Raw genomic sequence first — 21,171 nt, forward strand, 5'->3', positions numbered from 1 at the left:
GTGGAAGGAGGCGCTCCGCTGGACGATTTCGGCAGCGAAGTGAGTCTCACGGCGGCCGACTGGTCGACTTCGGCAGCGAAGTGGGTCTCAACGCGGCCGACTGGTCGACTTCGGCAGCGAAGTGGGTCAGGACGCGCCCTGTGCGCCGACGTCGGCAGCGACGTCGTGGAGGAGCGCCGGGCGGGTCAGCCCGTCGCGCGGCCGTCGGCCTCGCGGCGGAGCACCCTCAGCACCTTGAGCACGCGGCCGCGGTCGCCCGTCAGGCGCTGCTCGAGGGTGGAGAGCAGGCCCGCGTGCTCGTCGAGCTCGGCGTCGTCGAGGGACCCGAGGTCGCTGAAGCGGATGTCGGCGAAGGCCCGCTCGGCGTCGCGGTGGTAGATCCCGGCGTTGCTGGGGACGACGGGCATGTCCTTGGCGTCGACGACCTCGCGGGCGGCGTCGTCCTGGCTGCCGCGCTCGTCCTCGGGCGCCGGGCGCAGGAGGGCGGCGACGAGGCCGGCGACGATCTCCTCGTCGGAGCGCTCGCCGAGGCCGACGGCGCGCTCGGAGCGCTCGCGGCGGGCGCGCTCGGCCAGCAGGAGGGCGAGGCGGCCGTCGACGAGGCGGCGCGTGTAGGCCAGCGCGGCCTCCTCGGCGATGGCGAGCTCGCGGCGGCTGCGCAGCTCGTCGGCCGGCAGGTCGGGCAGCCCCTCGAGGAACGCGGGGGAGAGCACCTGGTCGATGCGGCGGGAGCCGCCCTCGAGGTAGGCCGTGGGGGCGTCGGCGCTGGAGCCGGTCCCCGCTGCCGCCGTGCCCGTCGCGTCCGCCATGACCCACCCTCCGTCGGCGCCGGGCCGGCCCGCGCGGTGCACGGGCGGCGTCCGACGGCCTCGCCGATCCCGCCGATCAGTGGCCGATGCTAGCCGCCGCAGGCGCTCCCGCGGAGGCGGACGACGGCCTCGGCGGGTGCCCGGCGGCCCGGGCCGACATGCTGGTCCCATGCCGACCCTCTTCCGCGTCGAGGCCGTCCTCACCGCCGACGGCACCGTCGAGCCCGCCGACGTCGAGCGCCTGCGCGACGACCTGGCCCTGCCCGAGCCGGCCCTCGCCGACGGCCAGGACGACCCCGGCGCCCGCGAGGTGACGCTCGCCGCCGACGGCCGCGGCGCCGAGCTCGTCACCGTCGTCGAGGCCGAGGACGACGACGCCGCACGGCGTCTCGTCGAGGACGCCGTCACCGCGGCCCTCGGCCGGGCGGGCGGGACGGCGGGGCTCCGGCTCGAGCAGCTCCGGTCGAGCGGGGCCTACGACCTGTAGCGGTCCTACCGCGTCGCGCCGGGGGCGGCCGCCCCGCGGGCGTGAGCCGTCAGCAGGGCCGTCGTCGCCTCCGCGGGGGCGGGGCGGCCGCACGCGAAGCCTTGCGCCAGGCCGAAGCCCAGCGCCGCGACCGCTTCCTGCTGCGCGCGGGACTCGACCCCCTCGGCCACCGCGGTGGCCCCGAGCGACGTCGCCATGCCGACGACGGCGCCCAGCAGCGCGCGACCGCGCGGCGTCCCCACCTGCGCCACGAGGCTCCGGTCGACCTTGACCGTGCCGACGGGCAGCAGCAGGAGGTACTGCAGCGCCGCGTGCCCGACGCCGAAGTCGTCCACCGCGACGCCGACGCCGACGTCCACGAGCCGCCGCAGCCGCGCGGCCACGCCGGCGAGGTCGCGCAGCCGCTCCTGCTCCACCACCTCGAGCACGAGGCGGTGCGGGTCCACGCCCGCCGTCGCGAGGTCGTCGAGGACGCGCTCGACGAGGTCGTCCGCCTGGAGGCTCTCGGCGGAGAGGTTGACGGCCACGTGGTCGGGGCCGACGCCGGCGTCGTCCCAGCCGCGGAAGTCGGCGAGCGCCCGCCGCCGCGTGAGGTCGTCGAGCTCGCGGCTGCGGCCCTGGAGCGCGGCCGCCTCGAGGAAGTCGTCGGGCGGGACCGACCCGAGGTCGGGGTGGCGCCACCGCACGAGGGCCTCGAGCGAGCGCACCGCGCCGCTGCAGGGCTCCACGAGCGGCTGGTAGTGGACGACGATCTCCTCGCCGCCCGCGAGCGCCGCGGCGAGGTCGAGGTCGAGGCGCCGGGCCCGCTCGTAGGCGCCGTCGCGCGTGACGTCGGCCTCCACCGGGACGCCGCGGTCGTGGGCGACGAGCAGGGAGAGCTCGGCGTGCCGCAGGAGCGCGTCGACGATCCGCCCCGTCGTGAGGCCGGGCGCCGCCCCTCGACCGTCCGGCCCGTCCGGGCCGTCGTCACCGCCCCCCACCTCGCCGCGGGCCGGGACGGTGAGGACGGCGGTCGCGGGCGTGAGGAGGTCGCCGCCGTCCTCCGGCGTCGCGGGCAGCAGGGCGCGCACCTCGGCGACCACGCCGAGGGGCGTCCCGTCGCGGCGGCGGCGCGAGCGCGTCGGCACGACGACGGCCACGGTCTGCGGGCCGGTGCGGCAGACGACGGCGTCCGGCAGGCCCTCGACGAGGGCGCGGACCCGGCGCACGAGCAGCTCGTCGGCGGCCTGGCGCCCCTGCCGCCGGGCGAGGACGTCGACCTCCTCCAGCTCGACGACGACGAGCCGCACGGGCGCGGAGCCCTGGTGGATCTGCGCCGCGAGCACCCGCTCGAGGGCCCGCCGGTTGCCCACGCGGGTCAGCGGGTCCGTCTCGAGGACGCGGCGGTCCAGCAGGGCGGACAGCGACGAGCTCGTCGCCATGAGCGCGACCGCCAGCAGGGCGGCCGCCGCGACGACGGGCCGCACGGCCGTGCCGGGCGGCGGCACGAGGCCGAGGGTCGCGAGGAGCATCGCGGCGGGCAGCGCGAGGACGGCGGGGACGACGACGAGCACCTGGCGCCGGGGTGCGAGCAGCGGGCTCACGACGTCGCCGAAGACCCGCATGCTCGGGTGCCAGGCGGCGGCCACGGCGAGGACGGCGGTGACGACGAGGGCGGCGTCGAGCGCCGTGCCCGTGCGGACGGGGGCGCCCCCGAGGAGCCACGCCCCGGCGTGGTGCGTGACGAGCGCGAGCAGGGCGGTCCCCAGCGCCGCGACCGAGAAGGTGACGCGGGCCCGGGAGTGCAGGAGCGCCACGAGGTAGGCGAGCAGGGCCAGGTCGCCGGCGAGCAGGAGCGAGGACCACCACGGCGGCGGCGCGGGCAGCACCGACCCGGCCCAGAGGGCGGCGGCCGCCCCGACGCACGCCACGGCGAGGACGTCGACGGCCAGCACCCAGCGGCGGCGCCGCTCGTGCGCCATGGCGAGGTGGGCGGAGACGCCGAGGCAGACGTAGACGAGGCCGTGCGCGGGCACGGCCACCGCGGGCAGGCCGGCGAGGGTCGCCGCCCACGCGACCGCCAGCGCCGTGCCCGCGGCGGCGACGAGCAGCCACTGCCGTCGCCGGCCGGGCGCGAGGCGGTGGACGGCGAGCGCCACGAGCGGCCCGGCGACGAGGAGCACCGCGAGGACGACGAGGCCGCGGTACGGGGGAGGGACGAGGACGGCCGCGGCGGTGGCGGCGGCGCCCAGCACGAGGGCCGACGTCGCCGACGTCGGCCCTCGGGTGCCGGCGCGCCCCGTCCCCCGTCCGCGGCCCATCCGTCGAGGGTAGGCCCGTGCGGGGAGGCCCGTCAGCGGTCGGACGTGCCCCCGGGCGTCGACGGGGCCGCGGCCCGCAGGCGCTCGAGCAGGTCGGCCGCGGGGCCGTCGAGGAACTCCTGCTGGCGGGCGTCGCCGACCTGGACGAGGGCGACGTCGGTGAAGCCGGCCTCCCAGAAGGGACGGACCGCCTCGACGACGGCGTCGAGGTCCGGCCCGCACGGCACGGTCTCCGCCACGTCCTCGGGACGGACGAACTGCGTGGCCCCGGCGAAGCCCGCCGTCGTCGGCAGGTCGGAGTTGACCGCCCAGCCGCCGGCGAACCAGCGGAACTGCTCGTGCGCCAGCGCCGTGGCCTCCTCGGCGTCCGGCCCCCAGCAGATCGGGATCTGGCCGATCTTGCGGGTGCCCGCGCCCGAGGGCAGCGACGCGTCGGTGCGCACCTCGTCCCACGTGCGCACGAGGTCCTCGCGGGGCTCGGTGGCGACGAGGTGGTCGACGAGCGGCGCGAAGCGGGAGATGCCCTTGGGCCCGGCGACGGCGGCGGCGAGCGGGACGCCGTCCTCCGGGACGTCCCACACCCGCGCGGAGTCGACGCGGAAGTACTCGCCGTCGTACGTCGTCATCTCGCCCGTGTGCAGCGCGCGGATGATCTCGACGGCCTCGACGAGCATGTCCTGCCGTGCGTCGACGGCGGGCCAGCCGTGCCCGACGACGTGCTCGTTGAGGTTCTCGCCGGAGCCGAGGCCGAGCGTGAAGCGTCCGTCGGACAGCAGCGCGAGGGTGGCGGCCTTCTGCGCGACGACGGCCGGGTGGTACCGGACCGTCGGGCAGGTCACGTACGTCATCAGCTCGACCCGCTCGGTGGCGTGGGCCACGGCGCCGAGGACCGACCAGGCGTAGGACGCGTGCCCCTGCGCGGCGAGCCACGGCGAGTAGTGGTCGCTGCTGACGAGGAGGTCGAAGCCGACCCGCTCGGCGTCCGCGGCGTAGCCGACCAGCTCCTTGGGGCCGCTCTGCTCGGTCATGAGGGTGTAGCCGAAGCGCGTCATGCCCCGAGCGTCCCCGCCCGGGGCGGCGCCCGCCCGTCGGGACGGGGCCCGGCGTCCGACGCCGTCAGGGGGTGTTGGCGCGGACGTCGTTGACGACCGCCTGGACCGCCCGGCGGGCGGACAGCGGGGTGGCCGGGGACCAGAACTCGGCGTAGACGTGCTCGTCGAGCTGCTGGAGGTCGGACCCCTCGCGCTCGCCGGCGACGTGGAGGTGGCTCATCCGCAGGCGGTAGGAGCTGTCGCGGTCGGGCACCGAGTCCTCGACGGCGACGGTGGTCGGGTCGACGTCGAACCACGTGGCGCCCGGCGCGAGCAGGTCCTGCAGGGCGAACCACGCCTCCTGCCCGCACGGCTGCGGGCACGGCTGCGTCTGCACCGCGCCGCCGGACTCCCCGTCGGGGGACACGCAGTCGTAGCGGACGACGGGCGGCCCGATGGCGGAGCGCTCGCACGTCCAGCCCTCGGGGACGCGGAAGGCGAAGGAGAGGTCGTCGGGCGCGACGAGCTCGGTCGCCGCGCCGGGCGGGAAGGACGGGCCGACGACGCCCGGGCCGAGCAGCAGCGGCGAGCCCTCCTCGCCGGGCGCCGGGTCCTCGCCGGGCTCGCCGAGGTCCGGGTCCTGCGTGGGGGCGTCCGACGGCGTGGGCGTCGGCGCGGGCTGCGACGGCTCGGGGCTCGGGGACGGCTGCGGCTGCTGCGTCTGCCCGGGCGCGGGCACGGGCGTCTCGTCGCGCGGCTGGCACGCGACGGCGGCGAGCGCGAGCAGCGCCGCGAGCAGGAGGCCGCCGAGGACCGCGGTGAGCACCCAGGGGCGGCGGTCGCGCGGCCCGGACGTCGCGGGGGCGGCCGGCGCCGCCGCGGGGGCGGGGCGGGGGCCGCCGACCCAGTGGGGGGAGAAGGCCGGCCCACGGCCGGCGTGCTGCCCGGGCAGGACGCTGCCCGGGACGAGCGGGGAGCGGGCCAGCGCCGCCGCGGTGCGGGTGTCGGACGCGCCGGTGGCCGCCCACGGCCACGGACCGTCGAGGGACGCGCCGAGGAGCCGGCCGTCGCGGCCGAGGCGGTCGACCTCGGCGCCGAAGCGGTCGCGCGCCGCGGCGTCGCCCGCCGGGCCCGCGCCGAGCGCGACGACCCGCACCGGCGCGCCGTCCGGCCCGTGCGCGGCGTAGACGGCGGCGACCTCGGGGGACGTGGCGGGCGGCGCGAGGTCCGGGCCGCGGCGGTCGTCCCCGGCGGCCGGGGCCGGCGGCTCGTCGCGCAGGCGGCCGACGACGGCGAAGGGCCCGAGCCGGGCGGGGTCGTGGGGCAGGAGGGGCAGCACGGGGCCGCCGGCGGGGTCGTCCCGGCCGGGACCGCCCCGCTGCTCGGGCTCGGCGCTCACCGCGCCATGAGACCACAGCGCCCGGGGGCGCACCGGTCCTCGGGGAGGGGCTCCGCCGTCCGGCCCCGCGGCGCGCTCGCCCACCCGACGCCCGGGGGGCAGTGGTGTGATGGGCCGGTGCCGACCGCCGAGCCCGACCCGACCGGCCCGCCCCCCGCCGTCGCCCCGGCCGTCCCGCCCGCCGGGAGCCCCGGGGACCGCACGACCGACGACCTCGCGCACGCCGTCGCCGAGGCCCGGCGGGTCGTCGTCGGGCAGCGGCAGATGGTCGAGCGCGTCGTCGTGGCCGTCCTCGCGCGCGGGCACGTCCTGCTCGAGGGGGTGCCCGGGACGGCCAAGACCCTCGCCGCGCGGACGCTGGCCACGGTGCTGGGCGGCAGCTTCGCCCGCGTGCAGTTCACCCCCGACCTCGTGCCGTCGGACATCGTCGGCACGCGGATCTGGTCGCCGGCCACCGAGCGCTTCAGCGTCGAGCTCGGCCCCGTCTTCACCAACGTGGTCCTCGCCGACGAGGTGAACCGCGCGCCGGCCAAGGTGCAGGCCGCGATGCTCGAGCTCATGGGGGAGCGGCAGGTCTCCCTCGCCGGGACGACGCACGCCGTCCCGGCGCCCTTCACCGTCATCGCCACGCAGAACCCCGTCGAGTCCGAGGGCGTCTACCCGCTGCCCGAGGCGCAGCGCGACCGCTTCCTCCTCCAGGTCGTCGTCCCCCTGCCGGGCGCCGCCGACGAGGCGGAGATCCTCCGGCGGATGAGCGTCGACCCGCCGCGGGCGCACGCCGTCCTCGACCCGGAGCGCGTCCTCGCGCTGCAGGCCGCCGCCGACGCCGTCTACGTCCACCCCCTCGTCACCGACTACGTCGTGCGCCTCGTCATGGCCACGCGGCAGCCCGCCGCGTACGGGGCGCCCGACGTCGCGCCGCTGCTCGAGGCCGGCGCGAGCCCCCGGGCCTCGCTCGGGCTCCTCGCCGCGGCGCGCGCGCTCGCGCTCGTCCGCGGGCGCGACCACGTCCTGCCCGACGACGTCCGCGAGCTCGCCGTCGAGGTCGTCGCCCACCGCCTCGTGCTGAGCCTCGACGCGCTCGCCGACGGGGTGGAGGCGGCCGACGTCGTCGCCCGCCTCGTCGCCGCCGTGCCGCCGCCGGTGCCGACGGGCGGCCCGGGCGAGGGCGCCGGCGGCCGCGACCGCCCGGGGGCCGGCGGGTGAGCCCGACCGCCACCCGCCCGGCGGCCGGGCTCGACGAGCGGGCCGCCGGCACCGCCACCGCCGTCCTCGGGCGCGCGCGGGCCCTGCGCGGGCTCGACCTCGCCGTCGTCCGGCGGCTCGAGGGATTCCTGCGCGGCGAGCACCTCGGCGTGCGCACCGGCCCGGGCAGCGAGCCGGCCGACAGCCGCCCGTACCGGCCCGGCGAGGACGACGTGCGCTGGATGGACTGGCCCCTGACGGCCCGCGCCGGCGAGCCGCACGTGCGCGAGGTCGTCGCCGACCGCGAGCTCGAGACGTGGGTCCTCGTCGACCTCACGCCCTCGATGGCCTTCGGGACGACGACGACGGACAAGCGCCGCCTCGCCGTGACGGCGGCCGCGGTGGTCGGCCACCTCACGACCCGGCTCGGCGACCGCTTCGGCGCCTGGGTGCTCGACGAGCGGGGCGTGCTGCGCCGCCCGTCGCGGACCGGGCGCACGGCGCTGCACGCCGCGCTGCGCGAGCTGGCGGGCTCGGCGCTCGCCGACCCGCCGCCCGTGCCCGGGCCCCCGCCGCGGGGGCGGGGGCGACGCGCGGCCGAGCCCGCGTCGTCGCCCGCCGCGCCCGACCTCGCCGGCGCCCTCGAGCGGCTCGGCGCCGCCCACCGGCGCCGCGGCCTGCGGGTCGTCGTCTCCGACTTCCTCGACGGCGGCGGCGACGACCCGGCCGCCCCGCTGCCGTGGGAGCGCGCCCTGCGGCGGCTGTCGGCCCGCCACCAGGTCGTCGCCGTCGAGGTCGTCGACCGCCGCGAGCGCGAGCTGCCCGACGTCGGCGTCGTCGAGCTCGTGGACCCCGAGTCCGGCGAGGTCGTCGAGGTGGACACCGGCCGCGCCGCCGTCCGCGAGGCCTTCGCCGCCGCGGGCGCGGCCCACGGCGCGCGGGTCGGCGCGGCCCTGCGCCGCTGCGGCGCCGCGCACCTCGTCCTCGCCACCGACGAGGACTGGGTGGCCTCCACGGCCCGCTTCGTCCTCGCCCAGCGGCGCACCGCGCGGGCCGTCGACCGGATGGCGGGCCGGGCGTGAGCGCCGGCGACCCGGGCCTCCTCGGCGGCCTCGTCACCGGCTTCCTCGCGCCGGCCCGGCTCTGGCTCCTGCTCCTCGTGCCCGCGCTGGCGGCGGGGCACGTCCTGTCCGCCCGCCGCCGCCGCGCGGCGGCGCTGCGCTTCTCCGCGGTCCCCGTGCTGCGGGCCGTCGCGCCCCGCCGGGGCGGCTGGCGGCGCGCCGTCGTCCCGGTGCTCCTGCTGGCCGGGGTGGCGGCGGCCGTCGTCGGCGTCGCCCGGCCCGTGGGCCAGGTGGAGGTGCCGCGGGAGCGGGCCACCGTCGTCCTCGCCGTCGACGTGTCGATCTCCATGCGCGCCACGGACGTCCAGCCGGACCGCCTCACCGCCGCGCAGGAGTCGGCGCGCCGCTTCGTCGCCGGGCTGCCGCCGCGCTTCAACGTCGGCCTCGTCGCCTTCGCCGGGTCGGGGCAGGTGCTCGTGCCGCCGACGACGGACCGCAGCCTCGTCGCCCGCGGGATCGACGGGCTCGAGCTGACCTCGTACACCGGGATCGGCGAGGGGCTCTACACCGCGCTGTCCGCCGTCCAGCAGGCCCCGCCGGACCCCGACGACCCGGACGCGCCGGTCCCGGCCGCCGTCGTCCTGCTCTCGGACGGCGAGACGACGGTGGGCCGCACCAACGAGGACGCGGCCGCGGCCGCCGTCGAGGCCGGCGTGCCGGTCTCCACCATCGCCTTCGGCACGCCCGGCGGGATCATCGTCCAGGACGGCGTCCCCACCCCCGTGCCCGTCAACGAGGCCGAGCTGGCCGCCATCGCCGGGGCGACGGGCGGGCAGGCCTACGAGGCGGAGTCCGCCGGCGAGCTCGACGCCGTCTACGCCGACATCGGCTCGTCGATCGGCACGGTCCTCGAGGAGGAGGAGACGACGGCGCGGTGGACGGCGCTGGCCCTGGCGCTCGTCGTCGCGGCGGCCGTCGGGTCGCTCCTGCGCTCCGGCCGGCTGTCGTCGTGAGCGTCGTCCCGCCGGCGCCCGCGACCCCGCCGACGGGCGTGCCCGCCGTCGAGCCGCTGAGCACGGCCACCGCCACCGGGGCGGTGGCGGCCGCCCGCCAGCGCTCGGGCGGACGGCCCCGCACGGCCGGCTGGCGCCGCGTCATCGGCACCGAGGAGCAGACCCGGCAGCTGCCCGTCGTCGAGCGGCTGCGGGGGACGCCCTTCGCCGCGCCGCACCGGATGGCCGCGCCGGCCGACGCCTCGGACGCCCGGGCGTCGCTGGACCTCCTCGTCCGGCTCGCCGTCCTCCTGCTGCGCTCCGGCGCGGGCATGGCGGAGGCCGAGTCGTCCGTCGTCGCCGCGGCCATCGCGCTCGGCCTCGACGACGAGCGGCTCGACGTCGACATCACGTGGTCGTCGGTGACGCTCGGGTACGACCCCGTCGACGGCCCGCCGGTCGCGCGGCTGCAGGTGGTGCGGACGTCCGGCACGGAGTTCGCGCGCCTGTCGGCCGCGCACGCCCTCGTGCTGGACCTCGTCGACGGGCGCGTCGACCGCGCGGACCTCTCCCTGCGGATGTCGCAGGTCGAGCGCGCCGCGCGGCCCTACCGACGCTCGATCGTCCGCGTCGCGTGGGGGCTGCTCGCCGTCGCCGTGGCGGCGCGGCTCGGTGGTGGGCCGCTCGCCCTCGTCGCCGCCTTCGGCATGGCCGTGGCGGTCGACGCCGGCGCCCGCGCGATGTCGCGGGCCGGGGCGGCGAGCTTCTTCGTCGTGGCCGCCGGCGCGTTCGTCGCCGGGGCGCTGTCGTCCGGCGTCACCCTCGTCACCGAGGCGCTCACCGACGTCGTGCCGCCGGGCCTGCTGGGCGCCGCCCCGTCCGCCGCGCTCGTCGTCGCGAGCGGCATCGTCGTCCTGCTGCCCGGCGGTGCCCTCGTCGCGGCCGTCGAGGACGCGCTCGACGGGTTCCCCGTCACGGCCGCGGCGCGTCTCGTCACGGTGCTCATGACCACGGCCGCCATCGCGGGCGGCGTCGTCCTGTCCATCGAGCTGACGCGGCGGGCCGGCCTGCCGGGCGTGGACCCGGCCGCCGCGGGCGCCGCGGTGGGCGGTGCCCTCACCCCGACCTGGGTGGCGCTCGTCGCGACGGCGCTGGGCGCGGGCGCAGCGGCCGTGGCCTACCGGACGCCGCCGCGGCTGCTCGTCGTCACGGCCGTCGCGGCCGTCCTCGGCACGGGCGTCCAGGTGCTCGTCTCTGACTCCGAGGGCGCCCGCGCCTTCGGGACGCTCGCCGCGGCCGCCGTCGTCGGGGCCGTCGGCCGGGTGGCGGCGCTGCGCCGCCGCGCCACGCCGCTGGCCGTCGTCGTGCCGGGCACGATCATGCTGCTGCCCGGGCTGACCTTCTACACCGCGCTCGTCGAGCTGACCGGCGGCACGGTCGTCACCGGGCTGGTCCTGCTCGGCGAGGCCGTGGCCATCGCCCTCGGCATCGGTGCGGGCGTGGCGCTCGGCGACGCCGTGGCCGCGCCGGTCGAGCGGGGGCTCGACCAGGTGGGCCGCCGCCGGCGGCAGGCCGCGCTGCGGAGCTGACCCGCCGCCCGGTGCCGCGCCGGCTCAGGGACGGCCCGCGCCGTCCCCGGCCGGTGCCCCGGCGTCGTCGTCCGTGCGCGGCAGCCCCACCTCGTCGTGGTGGGTGAGGGGGGACAGCGGCGCCCCGGACAGCCGGGCCGCCTGCCCCACCTCGTAGCCGGCGATGGGCACGGTGAAGAGCTGCAGCGCGACGGCCACGACGAGGGTCAGCACGGAGCCGACCTCGGGAGCCAGGGCCAGGCCGCCGAGGAGGACGAGCACCAGGCCCAGCGCCGCGGCCTTCGTCACGGCGTTGGCGCGCGTGTAGACGTCCGGCAGCCGGAGGAGGCCGAGGGCGGCGACCCCCACGAGGAGGGCGCCGACGACGAGCAGCACGAGCCCGACGACGACGGTGACGCCGCTCACGACGCGCCCCGTCCGCGGCCGGCGACGAGCCGCGCCAGGACGACCGTGCTGAGGAAGCCGACCAGCGTGGCCACGAGGACGAGGTCGAGGAGCGCGGGCTGGCGCAGCCGGACCGCCAGCAGGACGACCGAGACGACGACGACGACGAAGCCGAGGTCGACGGCCAGCACCCGGTCGGCGTCGGTGGGCCCGCGGACGACGCGCCACGTCGCCACGAGCAGCGAGGCCGCCATGAGCACGAGCAGCGCGCCGACGACCACGTCCACGACGGCGGGCAGGACGCCGCTCCCCGCGGCCGCTGCGGCGAGCAGCCCCGCGCCCGTCACCGCGGGGTCCCGGCGTCCGGGGCCGCCGGCGTGCGGCGGCCGCGGCGGCGGAAGGCGTCGAGCATCCGGTCCTCCAGCTCCACGAGCTCGGCGAGGGCCGCGCCCGCGTCCGGCGCGTCCATGACGTGCACGGCGATCTCCGCCCGCCCGGCCGCGCGGGCCGCCACGGACCCGCGGGTCCCGGCCGGCCGCCGCTCGCGGGTCCGCACGGCGCGGCCGGTCCGGGCCGCGCGGTCGTCGGCGTGGTCGTCGGTGCCGACGACGAGCGAGCCGGGCGTGAGCCCCACGAGCGCCACGAAGGAGGCCACCTCGAGATCCGTGCGGCAGCGCAGGCGGTGGCGGACGACGGCGGGCCGCACGCCCGTCCCGGGGGTGACGACCTCCCGGACCACCTCGACGCTGGCGCGGACGAAGCGGCCGAGGTACCAGCCGAGGAACCGCGCCACCCGCAGCGGCCGCGGCCCGGCCACGCGGACCGGCGCGCTCACGGCCGGCCCCCCGCGACGGGCGTGGCACCGGCCGGGTCGGCGAGGACGGCGGCTACCCACGCGGAGGGGTCGGCCAGCGCCGCGCCCGCCGCGTCCGCCACCGCGAGCAGCGGCTGCGCCCCGACGCCGAGCACGAGGGCGAGGACGCCGAGGACCAGCGGCGGTCCGACGAGCGCGGCGCGGCGGCCGCGCTCGGCGGCCGTCGGGGCGGGGGGCAGGCCCTGGGCGCCGCTGACGGCCGGGACGGCCGCCGGCTCGGCCGGTGCTCCCCAGAAGACGCCGTTCCACAGCTTGAGCATGGAGACGAGCGTGAGGAGGCTCACGCCCGCCAGCACGCCGACCGTGACCCAGGCGCCCGCGTCGGCCGCCGCGAGGACGAGCGCGTACTTGGCGACGAAGCCGGACGTCGGCGGGAGCCCCACGAGGGCGGCGGCGGAGAGGGCGAAGGCGACGGCGAGCACGGGCTCCCGGCGGGCCAGGCCTCCCAGCCGGTCGAGCCGGTCCGTGCCGTGCCGCGTCTCGAGGACGCCGGAGACCATGAGCAGCGCCGCCTTGACGAGGACGTACTGGACGAGGAAGAGCACCAGCGCGGAGAGACCGGCCGTCGTCGCGAGGCCGACGCCGACGAGCAGGTAGCCGACCTGGCTGACCATGTGCGACGTCAGCACCGCCCGGACGCCCTTCTCGCCGACGGCGAGCAGCACCCCGACGACCGTGCTGAGCAGCGCCACGGCGAGGACGACGGCGGGCACGGCCGAGCCCTCGGGCACGAGGAGCGCGTCGAGGCGCACGAGGACGACGAGCCCCGTCTTCGTCAGCAGCCCGGAGAAGATCGCCACGACGGCCGGCCCGGCGACGGCGTAGCTGCGGGGGAGCCACCCGTGCAGCGGGACGACGGCGCACTTGACGCCCATCGAGAGCAGGAGGAGCCACGTCGCCACCTCGAGCGACGGGGTGCTCGGCGCCCGCGCGACGACGCCGAGCTGCACGGCGCCCGTCGCGGCGTAGACGAGGCCGATGCCGACGAGGAAGACGGTCGAGGCGAGGAGGTTCACCGCCACGTACAGCCGCGCCGCGGCGAGCCGGGCGCGGGTGCGCCGTCGGCCGACGAGCAGGAGCACGTAGCTCGGCACGAGCATCGTCTCGACGAAGACGAAGAGCGTGAAGAGGTCCGCGGTGAGCAGGGCGCCGTGGACGCCCGCGGTCATGACGAGGACGAGCGGGACGAGGGGGGCGGGCACGTCCTCGCCGGTGCCGGCGGCGTGGACGAGGCCGGCCAGCACGACCACGGCCACGACGAGGAGGACGACCGCCGCGAGCGGGTCGGCGGCGAGGGCGATGCCGAGGCCCGGGCGCCAGCCGCCCACCTGGACGACGGGCACGTCGCCCCGCAGCGTCACGAGGAGCAGCAGGAGCGCGGTGACGGCGACGACGGCGCTCGTGCCCACCCCGGCCCAGCGCGCGAGCGCCACCGGCCCCCGGCCGGAGGTCCCGCGCAGCGCGAGCAGGAGCCCCGCCACGAGCAGCGGCAGGAGGACGGGGACGAGCAGCAGCGCGCTCACCGCGGGCCCCCCGCGCCCTCGGGGCCGGCGTGGCCGGCGGCGTCGCCGTGCGCCGTGGGCGGCAGGGCCTCGGCGTCCGGCCCGCCGAGCCGGGCCTCGACGGCGGCGTCCTCCTCGTCGTCCGCGGCGGCGGAGCCCTCGGCGCGCAGCACGCCGAGCAGGTGCACCGTGATGGCGAAGGCGATGACGACCGCGGTGAGGACGAAGGCGTGCGGCAGCGGGTCGGCGAAGGACCCCCCGCCCGCGGCCGGACGGCCCACGAGGGGCACGGCCCGGCCGCCGCCCCCGGCCGACAGGACGAGGACGCTCGCGGCGTGGCCGAGCAGGACGAAGCCGACGACGAGGCGCAGCGCCCCGCGGCGCAGGACGAGGACGGTGCCCGCGCCCGCGAGGAGGGCGACGAGGACGGCGGTGCTCACCGGCGGCCCCCCGTCGTCGTCCCGCGGCCCGGGGCGGCGGGGGAGGGGGCGGTCGTCGCCGCTCGCGGCGCACCCACGCGCGTCCCGGGCGTCGGCGCCGTCCCGGCGTCGAGCGTGTGGACGGCCGCGACGACCAGCGCGAGCACGATGAGGAACACCCCGACCTCGAAGAGCAGCGCGGACGAGACGCCGACGGCGCCGAGCACCGGGACGTCGTAGGGCTGGAGCAGCGCGCCGCCCACCAGCAGCGGGGCGACGCCCGTGAGCAGCGAGACGAGCAGCCCCGTGCCCGCGAGGGTGCTGGGGCGCAGCAGCCGGGGCGTCCGCGCGAAGGGCGCGCGCCCGCCGGCGAGGTGGCCGAGGGCGACGGCCGTGCCGGTGACGAGGGCCGCGACGAAGCCTCCGCCCGGCTCGTCGTGGCCGCGCCACAGCAGGTACGCCGACAGCACGAGCATGAGCGGCACGAGCAGGCGCGTGCCGGTGCGCAGGACGAGGTCGTCGGTCGCCGGGTCGGGCCCGGTGGGCCCGGCGCGGCGGCCGGCCGGGCCCCGGCCGAGGACGACGAGACCCACCGCGACGACGCCGACGAGGACCGACTCGAAGAAGGTGTCGAGGCCGCGGAAGTCGACGAGCACGACGTTGACGGCGTTCGTGCCGCCCGTGAGCTCCTCGGCCTCGGCGAGCACCGTCGCGCCGACGGGGGACAGCGGCGACCGTCCGGTCAGCGCCCACGCCGCCCCGCCGGCGGCGAGCCCGGTGGCCGCCCCGAGGGCGACGACGCCGGTCCGGCGCAGACGCCCCGCGCGGCGGTCGGCCCCCACGGGGAGGTGGCGCGGCTCGCCGCGCAGGACGAGGACGAGGACGACGGCGGTGAGCACCTCGACGAGCAGCAGGGTGATGGCCACGTCGAGGGCGCCCTGCAGCAGCAGCCACACCGCGACGAGCAGCCCGACGAGGCCGACGAGGGCGACGAGGACGAGGGCCGAGGCGGTCGTCGCGGCGGCGACGACGGCGGCGCCGACGAGGGCGACGACCACCCACGCCCCCGGGTCGCCGGACGTCGCGCGCGGGGCGAGGTCGTCCCCGCCCGTCAGGACGACGGCGGCGGGGACGGCCACCGCGAGGAGGGCGAGGAGGGGCCGGGCCAGGTGCCCGGCGTCCCCGGCCGCGCGGTCCGGCCCGCCCGCCCGGGCGCCGAGCCGCAGCAGGCCGGCGTGGGCGGCGTCGAAGGCGCCGGCCGCCGAGGGCGGGGACCAGCGCTGCAGGACCCGGTCGACGGCGTCGCGGCGGAGGAAGAGCGTGAGGCCGACCGCGAGCGTCACGAGCGACATGACGACCTCCGGCGACAGGCCGTGCCAGAAGTAGACCTCGGGCGCCGTCGCCCCCGGCAGCGCGTCGGCGGTGGCAGCGGCCACCACCGGGTCGAGCACCGAGACCGCGGGGCCGAGCAGGAGGCCGGCGGTCGCCGCCACGGCCGCGGGGGCGAGGAAGAGGCCGGCCGGCTCGTGCAGCCCCGGGTGGGAGACCTCGCCGCCCCCGAAGGCGCCGTGGACGATGCGCATGGCGTAGGCGAAGGTCAGCGCCGACGCCGCCACCGCGGCCGCGCCCGCCACCCAGCCGACCCACGTCGGCAGCCCGGAGCCCTCTCCCGTGGAGAGGAAGCCCTGGTACAGGTACTCCTTGCTGACGAAGCCGAGCAGCGGCGGGACGCCGGCCATCGACAGCGCCGCGACCGCCGTCGCCGCCGCCGTCCGCGGCATGACCTTGCGCAGGCCCGACAGGTCGCGGACGTCGCGGCCGCCCGTCTCGTGGTCGACGATCCCGACGAGCATGAAGAGCGTCGCCTTGAAGAGGGCGTGCGCCCCGGTGTGGAGGAGGGCCGCGGCCAGGGCCGTCGGCGTCCCGACGCCGACGGCGGCGACGAGCAGGCCCAGCTGGCTGACGGTCGACCAGGCGAGGACGCCCTTGAGGTCGTGCTCGCGCAGGGCCAGCACGGCGCCGACGAGCGCCGTCGTCAGGCCGACGGCCAGGAGCGCGGCCGTCCAGGCGGGCCGGTCGGCGAAGAAGGGGCTCGTGCGGACGAGCAGGTAGATGCCCGCCTTGACCATCGTCGCGGCGTGCAGGTAGGCGCTCACGGGCGTCATGGCGACCATCGCGCCGGGCAGCCAGAACTGGAAGGGGACCTGCGCCGACTTCGTCATGGCCGCCACGGCCACGAGGACGGCGACGGGCCCGAGCAGGGGAGAGGACGTCAGCGCCGTCGGGTCCGCGAGCAGGGCGCCGAGGTCGGTCGTGCCCGTGGCGACGACGACGAGCACCACGGCCACGAGCAGCGCCAGCCCGCCCGCCACCGTGACGACGAGCGCCTGCCGGCCGGGTCCCTCGCCCCGGGCCCCCGCCGTCTGGACGAGGAAGAAGGAGCAGACGGTCGTGAGCTCCCAGCAGACGTAGAGCAGGACGAGGTCGTCGGCGAGGACGAGGCCGCACATCGCGGCGGCGAAGACGACGAGGAGCGGCAGGACGGGCCCGCGCGCCTGCTCGTCGTCGAGGTAGCGGGCGCAGTAGGCGAGGACCAGCGCGCCGACGACGAGGGCGACGAGGACGAAGACGAGGGAGACGCCGTCGAGGCGCAGCGACGCGGCGACGTCCAGCCCGGGCAGCCACTGCCACGACGCGACGACGGCGCCGCCGCGCAGGACCGGCGGGGCGAGGGCCACGACGACGGCGGCGCACGCGGCCGTGCCGCCGGCGAGGACGTAGGCCGCCTCGCGGCCGAGGGCGCGGCCGAGGAGGGGCGCGGCGGCCGCCAGCACGAGCAGGCCCCCCAGCACGACGACGAGCGCCATCAGGCGTCCTCGGGCGGCGGGGTCGGCAGGGCGGTCACGGCGGCGGGCTCCGTCTGGTCTCGGCGGGGCAGCCGCCCGCGGACGCGGCGGCCGGGCGCAGCGTGGCAGCGGGCGTCGACGGCGGCATCCCGACGGGCGCCCCGGTGCCCGCTACGGCCGGAGACGTCCGTCACGTCCCCCTCCCGCCGGCCCCCTTCTCGCCGCCTCCCTCTCCCGACGTGCGACCTCGTGGGGCGCGGCGACGACGAGAGCGCCCGACGAGGTCGCACGTCGGGAAGGGCAGGGGGAGAGGGAGGGGCGGGGGATCCGATGGGGGTCAGGCGGTGGGGAGGGACCAGTCGACGGGGGCGGCGCCCTGGGCGGCGAGGGCGGCGTCGACGGCGGTGAAGGGCCGCGAGCCGAGGAAGCCGCGGCGGGCCGAGAGCGGGCTGGGGTGGGCGCTCTCGACGACGGCCGTCGTGCCCAGCACGGGACGCAGCGTCTGCGCGTCCTTGCCCCACAGCACCGCCACGAGCGGACCGCCGCGGGCCACGAGGAGCCGGACCAGCTCCTCGGTGACCGCCTCCCAGCCCCGACGGCGGTGCGAGCCGGCGTCGCCCGCCCCCACGGTGAGGACGCGGTTGAGCAGGAGGACGCCACGGTCCGCCCACGGGGAGAGGTCGCCCGTCGCGGCGGGGGGCAGGCCGGTGTCGGCGTCGCGCTCGGCGAGGAGGTTCCGCAGCGACGGGGGCAGCGGCCGGACGGTCGGCTCGACGGCGAAGGACAGGCCGACCGCGTGGCCCGGCGTCGGGTAGGGGTCCTGGCCGACGACGAGGACGCGCACGTCCTCCGGCGGCTGCCCCAGCGCGCGCAGGACCCGGTCCCCGCGGGGGAGCACCTCGCGGCCGGCCGCGACGTCGGCGGCCGTCGCGGCGAGGGCGCGCAGCAGGGCGGGGCGGGCGGCGTGCAGCGCGGGCCACCAGCCGGCGGCGACGCCGTCCGTGGTGACGCCCGCGGCCGCCGCGGCCGCCGCGACCTCGGGGTCGGGCCCGGCCGCGCCGTCGGGACCGCCCGGCGCGGGGGCGGCCGGGGTGCCGGGCAGGTCGAGGGGGAGCGGCTCCACGGCGGCCACGCTAGGCGGGGCGCGGCGCGGGCGCGCCGTCCCGGGACCCGGCGTCGCCGACGAACCACACCGGTGTCATCCGGGGCGTACGCTGCCCCGACCGCCCGGGCCGGGGCGGACCGCCAGCGCACCGCCGGGAGGACAGCCGTGGACGACGCCGCAGCGCAGGACCCCGCCCGCACGGCCGACGCGGCCCACCTCCCCGCCGGGCTCAGCGCCCGCGACGCCGCCGTCCTCGACTTCGAGCGGCAGTGGTGGCGGTACGCCGGCGCCAAGGAGCAGGCGGTCCGGGAGCTCTTCGGCCTGTCGGCCACCTCGTACTACCAGGTGCTCAACACCCTCCTCGACAGCCCCGAGGCCCTCGCGCACGACCCGATGCTGGTCAAGCGGCTGCGGAGGATGCGCAGCCAGCGGCAGCGCTCGCGCACCGAGCGGCGCCTCGGCGCCCGTGGCTGAGACCGCCGGCCCGTCCGGCCCCGGCCGCCGCGAGGCCCGCGAGGCCCTCGACGCGCAGGTCGACCGCGTCCCGGACGGCCCCTACGTCGGGGTCCACCGGGCCCGCCGCACGGCCCTCCGGCGCTGGGCGCCCGTCCTCCTCGTCCTCCTGGCGGCCGCGCTCGCGGTCCTCGTCGTCCGCCTCTGGTTCGTGCTCGGCGCCTGAACCGGCCTCCGCCGCAACCTCATCCCCGACCGGCCGCAGCCCCCGCGAGAACCCTCGCCAGGGGGGCGGTGCTCGGCTACCCTCCTGCGCGGTCGAGCAGTTCGACGAGACCCGTTCCCCCTGCAGGCCCCCTGCACGGACGGCCCGCACGTCGCAACCATCGCGAGCCACGCGAGCGTGAGACCCGGGGACGGCAGTGCGCTGCCACCCCGTACACACCCGCACACAGCGACACAGGAGCACGACATGGCTCAGGGTTCGGTCAAGTGGTTCAACGCCGAGAAGGGCTACGGCTTCATCACCGTCGACGGCGGCGGCCCGGACGTCTTCGTCCACTGGTCCGCCATCCAGATGGACGGCTACCGCTCCCTCGAGGAGGGCCAGCAGGTCGAGTTCGAGGTGGGCCAGGGCCAGAAGGGCCCCCAGGCCGAGGCCGTCCGCCCCGCTTCCGCCTGACCGAGCCACCGCAGCCGCGGGCCGCGACGACGCCGTCGCGCGACCGCACCTCCTGCTCCGCCCCGCACGGGGCCCGACGCCGTCGCCCCGCCCGGGGCGGCGGCGTCGTCGCGTCCCGGGGGAGCCGAGCGGCCCGCCGCGGGGCGGTAGAGGGGCGGAGGGGGTTTGCACTCGGGCGCGCGAGTGCTCATCATGGGCGCTGGCACTCTCGTGCGAGAGTGACAACGGACCTCGGTCCGACCGGTGAGGGACGCGAGCACGGCGGGACGTGACCGCCGCGTCGCGGCCCGTCCGTCGCGGGCGCCGGCCGACCGCACCACCCGCCACCCGGGAGGAACCCCCAGCATGGCCAAGATCATCTCGTTCGACGAGGAGGCCCGTCGCGGCCTCGAGCGCGGCATGAACCAGCTCGCCGACGCCGTCAAGGTCACCCTCGGCCCCAAGGGCCGCAACGTGGTGCTCGAGAAGAAGTGGGGCGCCCCCACGATCACGAACGACGGCGTCTCCATCGCCAAGGAGATCGAGCTCGAGGACCCGTACGAGAAGATCGGGGCCGAGCTCGTCAAGGAGGTCGCCAAGAAGACGGACGACGTCGCGGGCGACGGCACCACGACCGCCACCGTCCTGGCCCAGGCCATGGTCCGCGAGGGCCTGCGCAACGTCGCGGCCGGCGCCAACCCGATGGCCCTCAAGCGCGGCATCGAGCAGGCCGTCGAGGCCGTCTCCGCGCAGCTGCTCGACTCCGCCAAGGAGGTCGAGACGCGCGAGCAGATCGCCGCCACGGCCGGCATCTCCGCGGGCGACGCGTCCATCGGCGAGCTCATCGCCGAGGCCATGGACAAGGTCGGCAAGGAGGGCGTGATCACGGTCGAGGAGAGCAACACCTTCGGCCTGGAGCTCGAGCTCACCGAGGGCATGCGCTTCGACAAGGGCTACATCTCGCCCTACTTCGTCACGGACTCCGAGCGCATGGAGGCCGTCCTCGAGGACGCGTACGTCCTCTTCAACGAGGGCAAGATCTCCTCGATCAAGGACCTGCTGCCGCTGCTCGAGAAGGTCACGCAGTCCGGCAAGCCCCTCGTGATCATCTCAGAGGACGTCGACGGCGAGGCCCTGGCCACGCTGGTCGTCAACAAGATCCGCGGCATCTTCCGCTCCGCCGCCGTCAAGGCGCCGGGCTTCGGCGACCGCCGCAAGGCGATGCTGCAGGACATGGCCATCCTCACCGGCGGCCAGGTCATCTCCGAGACGGTGGGCCTCAAGCTCGAGAGCACCGGCCTGGAGCTCCTCGGCAAGGCGCGCAAGGTCGTCATCACGAAGGACGAGACGACCATCGTCGAGGGCGCCGGCGACGCCGACCAGATCGCGGGCCGCGTGTCCGAGATCCGCGCGGAGATCGAGCGCAGCGACTCCGACTACGACCGCGAGAAGCTCCAGGAGCGCCTCGCGAAGCTCGCCGGCGGCGTCGCCGTCATCAAGGCGGGCGCGGCCACCGAGGTCGAGCTCAAGGAGCGCAAGCACCGCATCGAGGACGCCGTCCGCAACGCGAAGGCGGCCGTCGAGGAGGGCATCGTCGCCGGTGGTGGCGTGGCCCTCATCCAGGCCGGCAAGCTCGCCTTCGAGACGCTGCAGCTCACGGGCGACGAGGCCACCGGCGCCAACATCGTCAAGGTCGCCGTCGAGGCCCCGCTCAAGCAGATCGCGGTCAACGCCGGTCTCGAGGGCGGCGTCGTGGCGGAGAAGGTGCGCGGGCTCGAGGTCGGCCACGGCCTCAACGCCGCCACCGGCGAGTACGTCGACATGCTCGCCACCGGCATCAACGACCCGGTGAAGGTCACCCGCTCGGCGCTGCAGAACGCGGCGTCCATCGCGGCCCTGTTCCTCACCACCGAGGCCGTCATCGCCGACAAGCCGGAGAAGGCGGGCGCCGGTGCCGGCGCCGGTGCCGACGGCGGCATGGGCGGCATGGACTTCTGAGTCCAGCCACCCCGCCCGGGACGCCGCGCCGACGGCGCCCCGGGCCGCACGACCAGCACCACCGCGAGGGCGGTAC

19 protein-coding genes and 1 pseudogene are annotated in these 21,171 nt (G+C 78.2%); 9 read left to right on the forward strand and 11 right to left on the reverse strand.

Annotation, left to right across the window (positions count from 1 at the left end; all coding sequences use genetic code 11):
- Positions 1-185: 185 nt before the first annotated feature.
- Complete coding sequence (locus EDC03_RS10680) at positions 186-809, reverse strand: RsiG family protein (RefSeq protein WP_148058058.1); 624 nt, start codon at positions 807-809, stop codon at positions 186-188.
- A gap of 169 nt (positions 810-978) precedes the next feature.
- Here EDC03_RS10680 and EDC03_RS10685 point away from each other — a divergent pair, with 169 nt between their 5' ends.
- Positions 979-1,296 carry a hypothetical protein gene (locus EDC03_RS10685; RefSeq protein WP_123380234.1) on the forward strand — a complete coding sequence of 106 codons (318 nt, stop codon included), beginning with the start codon at positions 979-981 and terminating at the stop codon, positions 1,294-1,296.
- 5 nt (positions 1,297-1,301) lie between these two features.
- Here EDC03_RS10685 and EDC03_RS10690 read toward each other — a convergent pair whose 3' ends face one another.
- From EDC03_RS10690 to EDC03_RS10700, 3 genes are all read right to left on the reverse strand, one after another.
- Positions 1,302-3,596, reverse strand: a complete 2,295-nt coding sequence (locus tag EDC03_RS10690; RefSeq protein ID WP_123380235.1) for an EAL domain-containing protein — start codon at positions 3,594-3,596, stop codon at positions 1,302-1,304.
- Positions 3,597-3,628: 32 nt separating this feature from the next.
- The gene (locus EDC03_RS10695; protein WP_123380236.1) at positions 3,629-4,648 is read right to left on the reverse strand and encodes a TIGR03557 family F420-dependent LLM class oxidoreductase; all 1,020 of its coding nucleotides are present in this window, start codon (positions 4,646-4,648) and stop codon (positions 3,629-3,631) included.
- Positions 4,649-4,712: 64 nt separating this feature from the next.
- On the reverse strand, positions 4,713-6,026 hold the full coding sequence (locus EDC03_RS10700) for a hypothetical protein (protein WP_123380237.1): 1,314 nt from the start codon (positions 6,024-6,026) through the stop codon (positions 4,713-4,715).
- A gap of 117 nt (positions 6,027-6,143) precedes the next feature.
- On the opposite strand from EDC03_RS10700, the gene EDC03_RS10705 reads away from it, so the two are divergent.
- From EDC03_RS10705 to EDC03_RS10720, 4 genes are read left to right on the forward strand one after another with little or no spacing between them, the layout of a single operon-like run.
- Positions 6,144-7,232 (forward strand): AAA family ATPase, encoded by a 1,089-nt coding sequence (locus EDC03_RS10705; RefSeq protein WP_241967142.1) that lies wholly within the window; start codon positions 6,144-6,146, stop codon positions 7,230-7,232.
- Positions 7,229-8,293, forward strand: coding sequence for a DUF58 domain-containing protein (locus EDC03_RS10710; protein ID WP_123380239.1), 1,065 nt, complete (start codon positions 7,229-7,231; stop codon positions 8,291-8,293). Before EDC03_RS10705 ends, EDC03_RS10710 begins: the two co-directional genes overlap by 4 nt.
- Positions 8,290-9,285 (forward strand): VWA domain-containing protein, encoded by a 996-nt coding sequence (locus tag EDC03_RS10715; RefSeq protein ID WP_123380240.1) that lies wholly within the window; start codon positions 8,290-8,292, stop codon positions 9,283-9,285. The genes EDC03_RS10710 and EDC03_RS10715 overlap by 4 nt, the downstream gene beginning before the upstream one ends.
- Positions 9,282-10,853, forward strand: a complete 1,572-nt coding sequence (locus tag EDC03_RS10720; RefSeq protein WP_123380241.1) for a threonine/serine exporter family protein — start codon at positions 9,282-9,284, stop codon at positions 10,851-10,853. Before EDC03_RS10715 ends, EDC03_RS10720 begins: the two co-directional genes overlap by 4 nt.
- A gap of 24 nt (positions 10,854-10,877) precedes the next feature.
- On the opposite strand, the gene EDC03_RS10725 is transcribed toward EDC03_RS10720, so the two are convergent.
- The 7 genes and pseudogenes from EDC03_RS10725 to EDC03_RS10755 form a co-directional block, all read right to left on the reverse strand.
- Positions 10,878-11,258: a cation:proton antiporter gene (locus EDC03_RS10725; RefSeq protein ID WP_123380242.1), complete on the reverse strand. Its 381-nt coding sequence runs from the start codon at positions 11,256-11,258 to the stop codon at positions 10,878-10,880.
- Positions 11,255-11,584, reverse strand: a complete 330-nt coding sequence (locus tag EDC03_RS10730) for an MrpF/PhaF family protein (RefSeq protein ID WP_199720159.1) — start codon at positions 11,582-11,584, stop codon at positions 11,255-11,257. The genes EDC03_RS10725 and EDC03_RS10730 overlap by 4 nt, the downstream gene beginning before the upstream one ends.
- Complete coding sequence (locus EDC03_RS10735) at positions 11,581-12,072, reverse strand: Na+/H+ antiporter subunit E (RefSeq protein ID WP_158674271.1); 492 nt, start codon at positions 12,070-12,072, stop codon at positions 11,581-11,583. The genes EDC03_RS10730 and EDC03_RS10735 overlap by 4 nt, the downstream gene beginning before the upstream one ends.
- On the reverse strand, positions 12,069-13,634 hold the full coding sequence (locus tag EDC03_RS10740; protein WP_123380244.1) for a proton-conducting transporter transmembrane domain-containing protein: 1,566 nt from the start codon (positions 13,632-13,634) through the stop codon (positions 12,069-12,071). Before EDC03_RS10740 ends, EDC03_RS10735 begins: the two co-directional genes overlap by 4 nt.
- Before the next feature lie 143 nt (positions 13,635-13,777).
- Positions 13,778-14,053, reverse strand: a pseudogene (locus EDC03_RS10745) (NADH-quinone oxidoreductase subunit K); the annotation flags it as partial.
- Positions 14,050-16,899, reverse strand: coding sequence for a hydrogen gas-evolving membrane-bound hydrogenase subunit E (gene mbhE, locus EDC03_RS10750; RefSeq protein ID WP_123380246.1), 2,850 nt, complete (start codon positions 16,897-16,899; stop codon positions 14,050-14,052). The pseudogene EDC03_RS10745 and the gene mbhE, both read right to left, overlap by 4 nt.
- Positions 16,900-17,215: 316 nt before the next feature.
- Entirely contained in the window at positions 17,216-18,001 is a 786-nt protein-coding gene (locus EDC03_RS10755) for a uracil-DNA glycosylase (protein ID WP_241967143.1), read from the reverse strand.
- Positions 18,002-18,148: 147 nt separating this feature from the next.
- Between EDC03_RS10755 and EDC03_RS10760 the strand changes: the two genes are divergently transcribed.
- The 4 genes from EDC03_RS10760 to groL all read left to right on the forward strand — a co-directional run bounded on the left by EDC03_RS10760 (position 18,149) and on the right by groL (position 21,095).
- Entirely contained in the window at positions 18,149-18,457 is a 309-nt protein-coding gene (locus EDC03_RS10760; protein ID WP_123380247.1) for a DUF3263 domain-containing protein, read from the forward strand.
- Complete coding sequence (locus tag EDC03_RS10765; protein ID WP_123380248.1) at positions 18,450-18,662, forward strand: hypothetical protein; 213 nt, start codon at positions 18,450-18,452, stop codon at positions 18,660-18,662. Before EDC03_RS10760 ends, EDC03_RS10765 begins: the two co-directional genes overlap by 8 nt.
- Positions 18,663-18,908: 246 nt before the next feature.
- Positions 18,909-19,118 carry a cold-shock protein gene (locus tag EDC03_RS10770; protein ID WP_123380249.1) on the forward strand — a complete coding sequence of 70 codons (210 nt, stop codon included), beginning with the start codon at positions 18,909-18,911 and terminating at the stop codon, positions 19,116-19,118.
- 345 nt (positions 19,119-19,463) lie between these two features.
- Positions 19,464-21,095, forward strand: coding sequence for a chaperonin GroEL (gene groL, locus EDC03_RS10775; RefSeq protein WP_123380250.1), 1,632 nt, complete (start codon positions 19,464-19,466; stop codon positions 21,093-21,095).
- The last annotated feature ends 76 nt before the right edge of the window (positions 21,096-21,171 follow it).

The organism is Pseudokineococcus lusitanus (assembly GCF_003751265.1).
GTDB lineage: Bacteria > Actinomycetota > Actinomycetes > Actinomycetales > Quadrisphaeraceae > Pseudokineococcus > Pseudokineococcus lusitanus.

What these genes read in the sequence shown, in the direction of transcription:
- EDC03_RS10680 (WP_148058058.1), bottom strand. Translation starts at nt 809, where the DNA reads ATGGCGGACGCGACGGGCACGGCGGCAGCGGGGACCGGCTCCAGCGCC.
- EDC03_RS10685 (WP_123380234.1), top strand. Translation starts at nt 979, where the DNA reads ATGCCGACCCTCTTCCGCGTCGAGGCCGTCCTCACCGCCGACGGCACC.
- EDC03_RS10690 (WP_123380235.1), bottom strand. Translation starts at nt 3,596, where the DNA reads ATGGGCCGCGGACGGGGGACGGGGCGCGCCGGCACCCGAGGGCCGACG.
- EDC03_RS10695 (WP_123380236.1), bottom strand. Translation starts at nt 4,648, where the DNA reads ATGACGCGCTTCGGCTACACCCTCATGACCGAGCAGAGCGGCCCCAAG.
- mbhE (WP_123380246.1), bottom strand. Translation starts at nt 16,899, where the DNA reads ATGGCGCTCGTCGTCGTGCTGGGGGGCCTGCTCGTGCTGGCGGCCGCC.
- EDC03_RS10770 (WP_123380249.1), top strand. Translation starts at nt 18,909, where the DNA reads ATGGCTCAGGGTTCGGTCAAGTGGTTCAACGCCGAGAAGGGCTACGGC.
- groL (WP_123380250.1), top strand. Translation starts at nt 19,464, where the DNA reads ATGGCCAAGATCATCTCGTTCGACGAGGAGGCCCGTCGCGGCCTCGAG.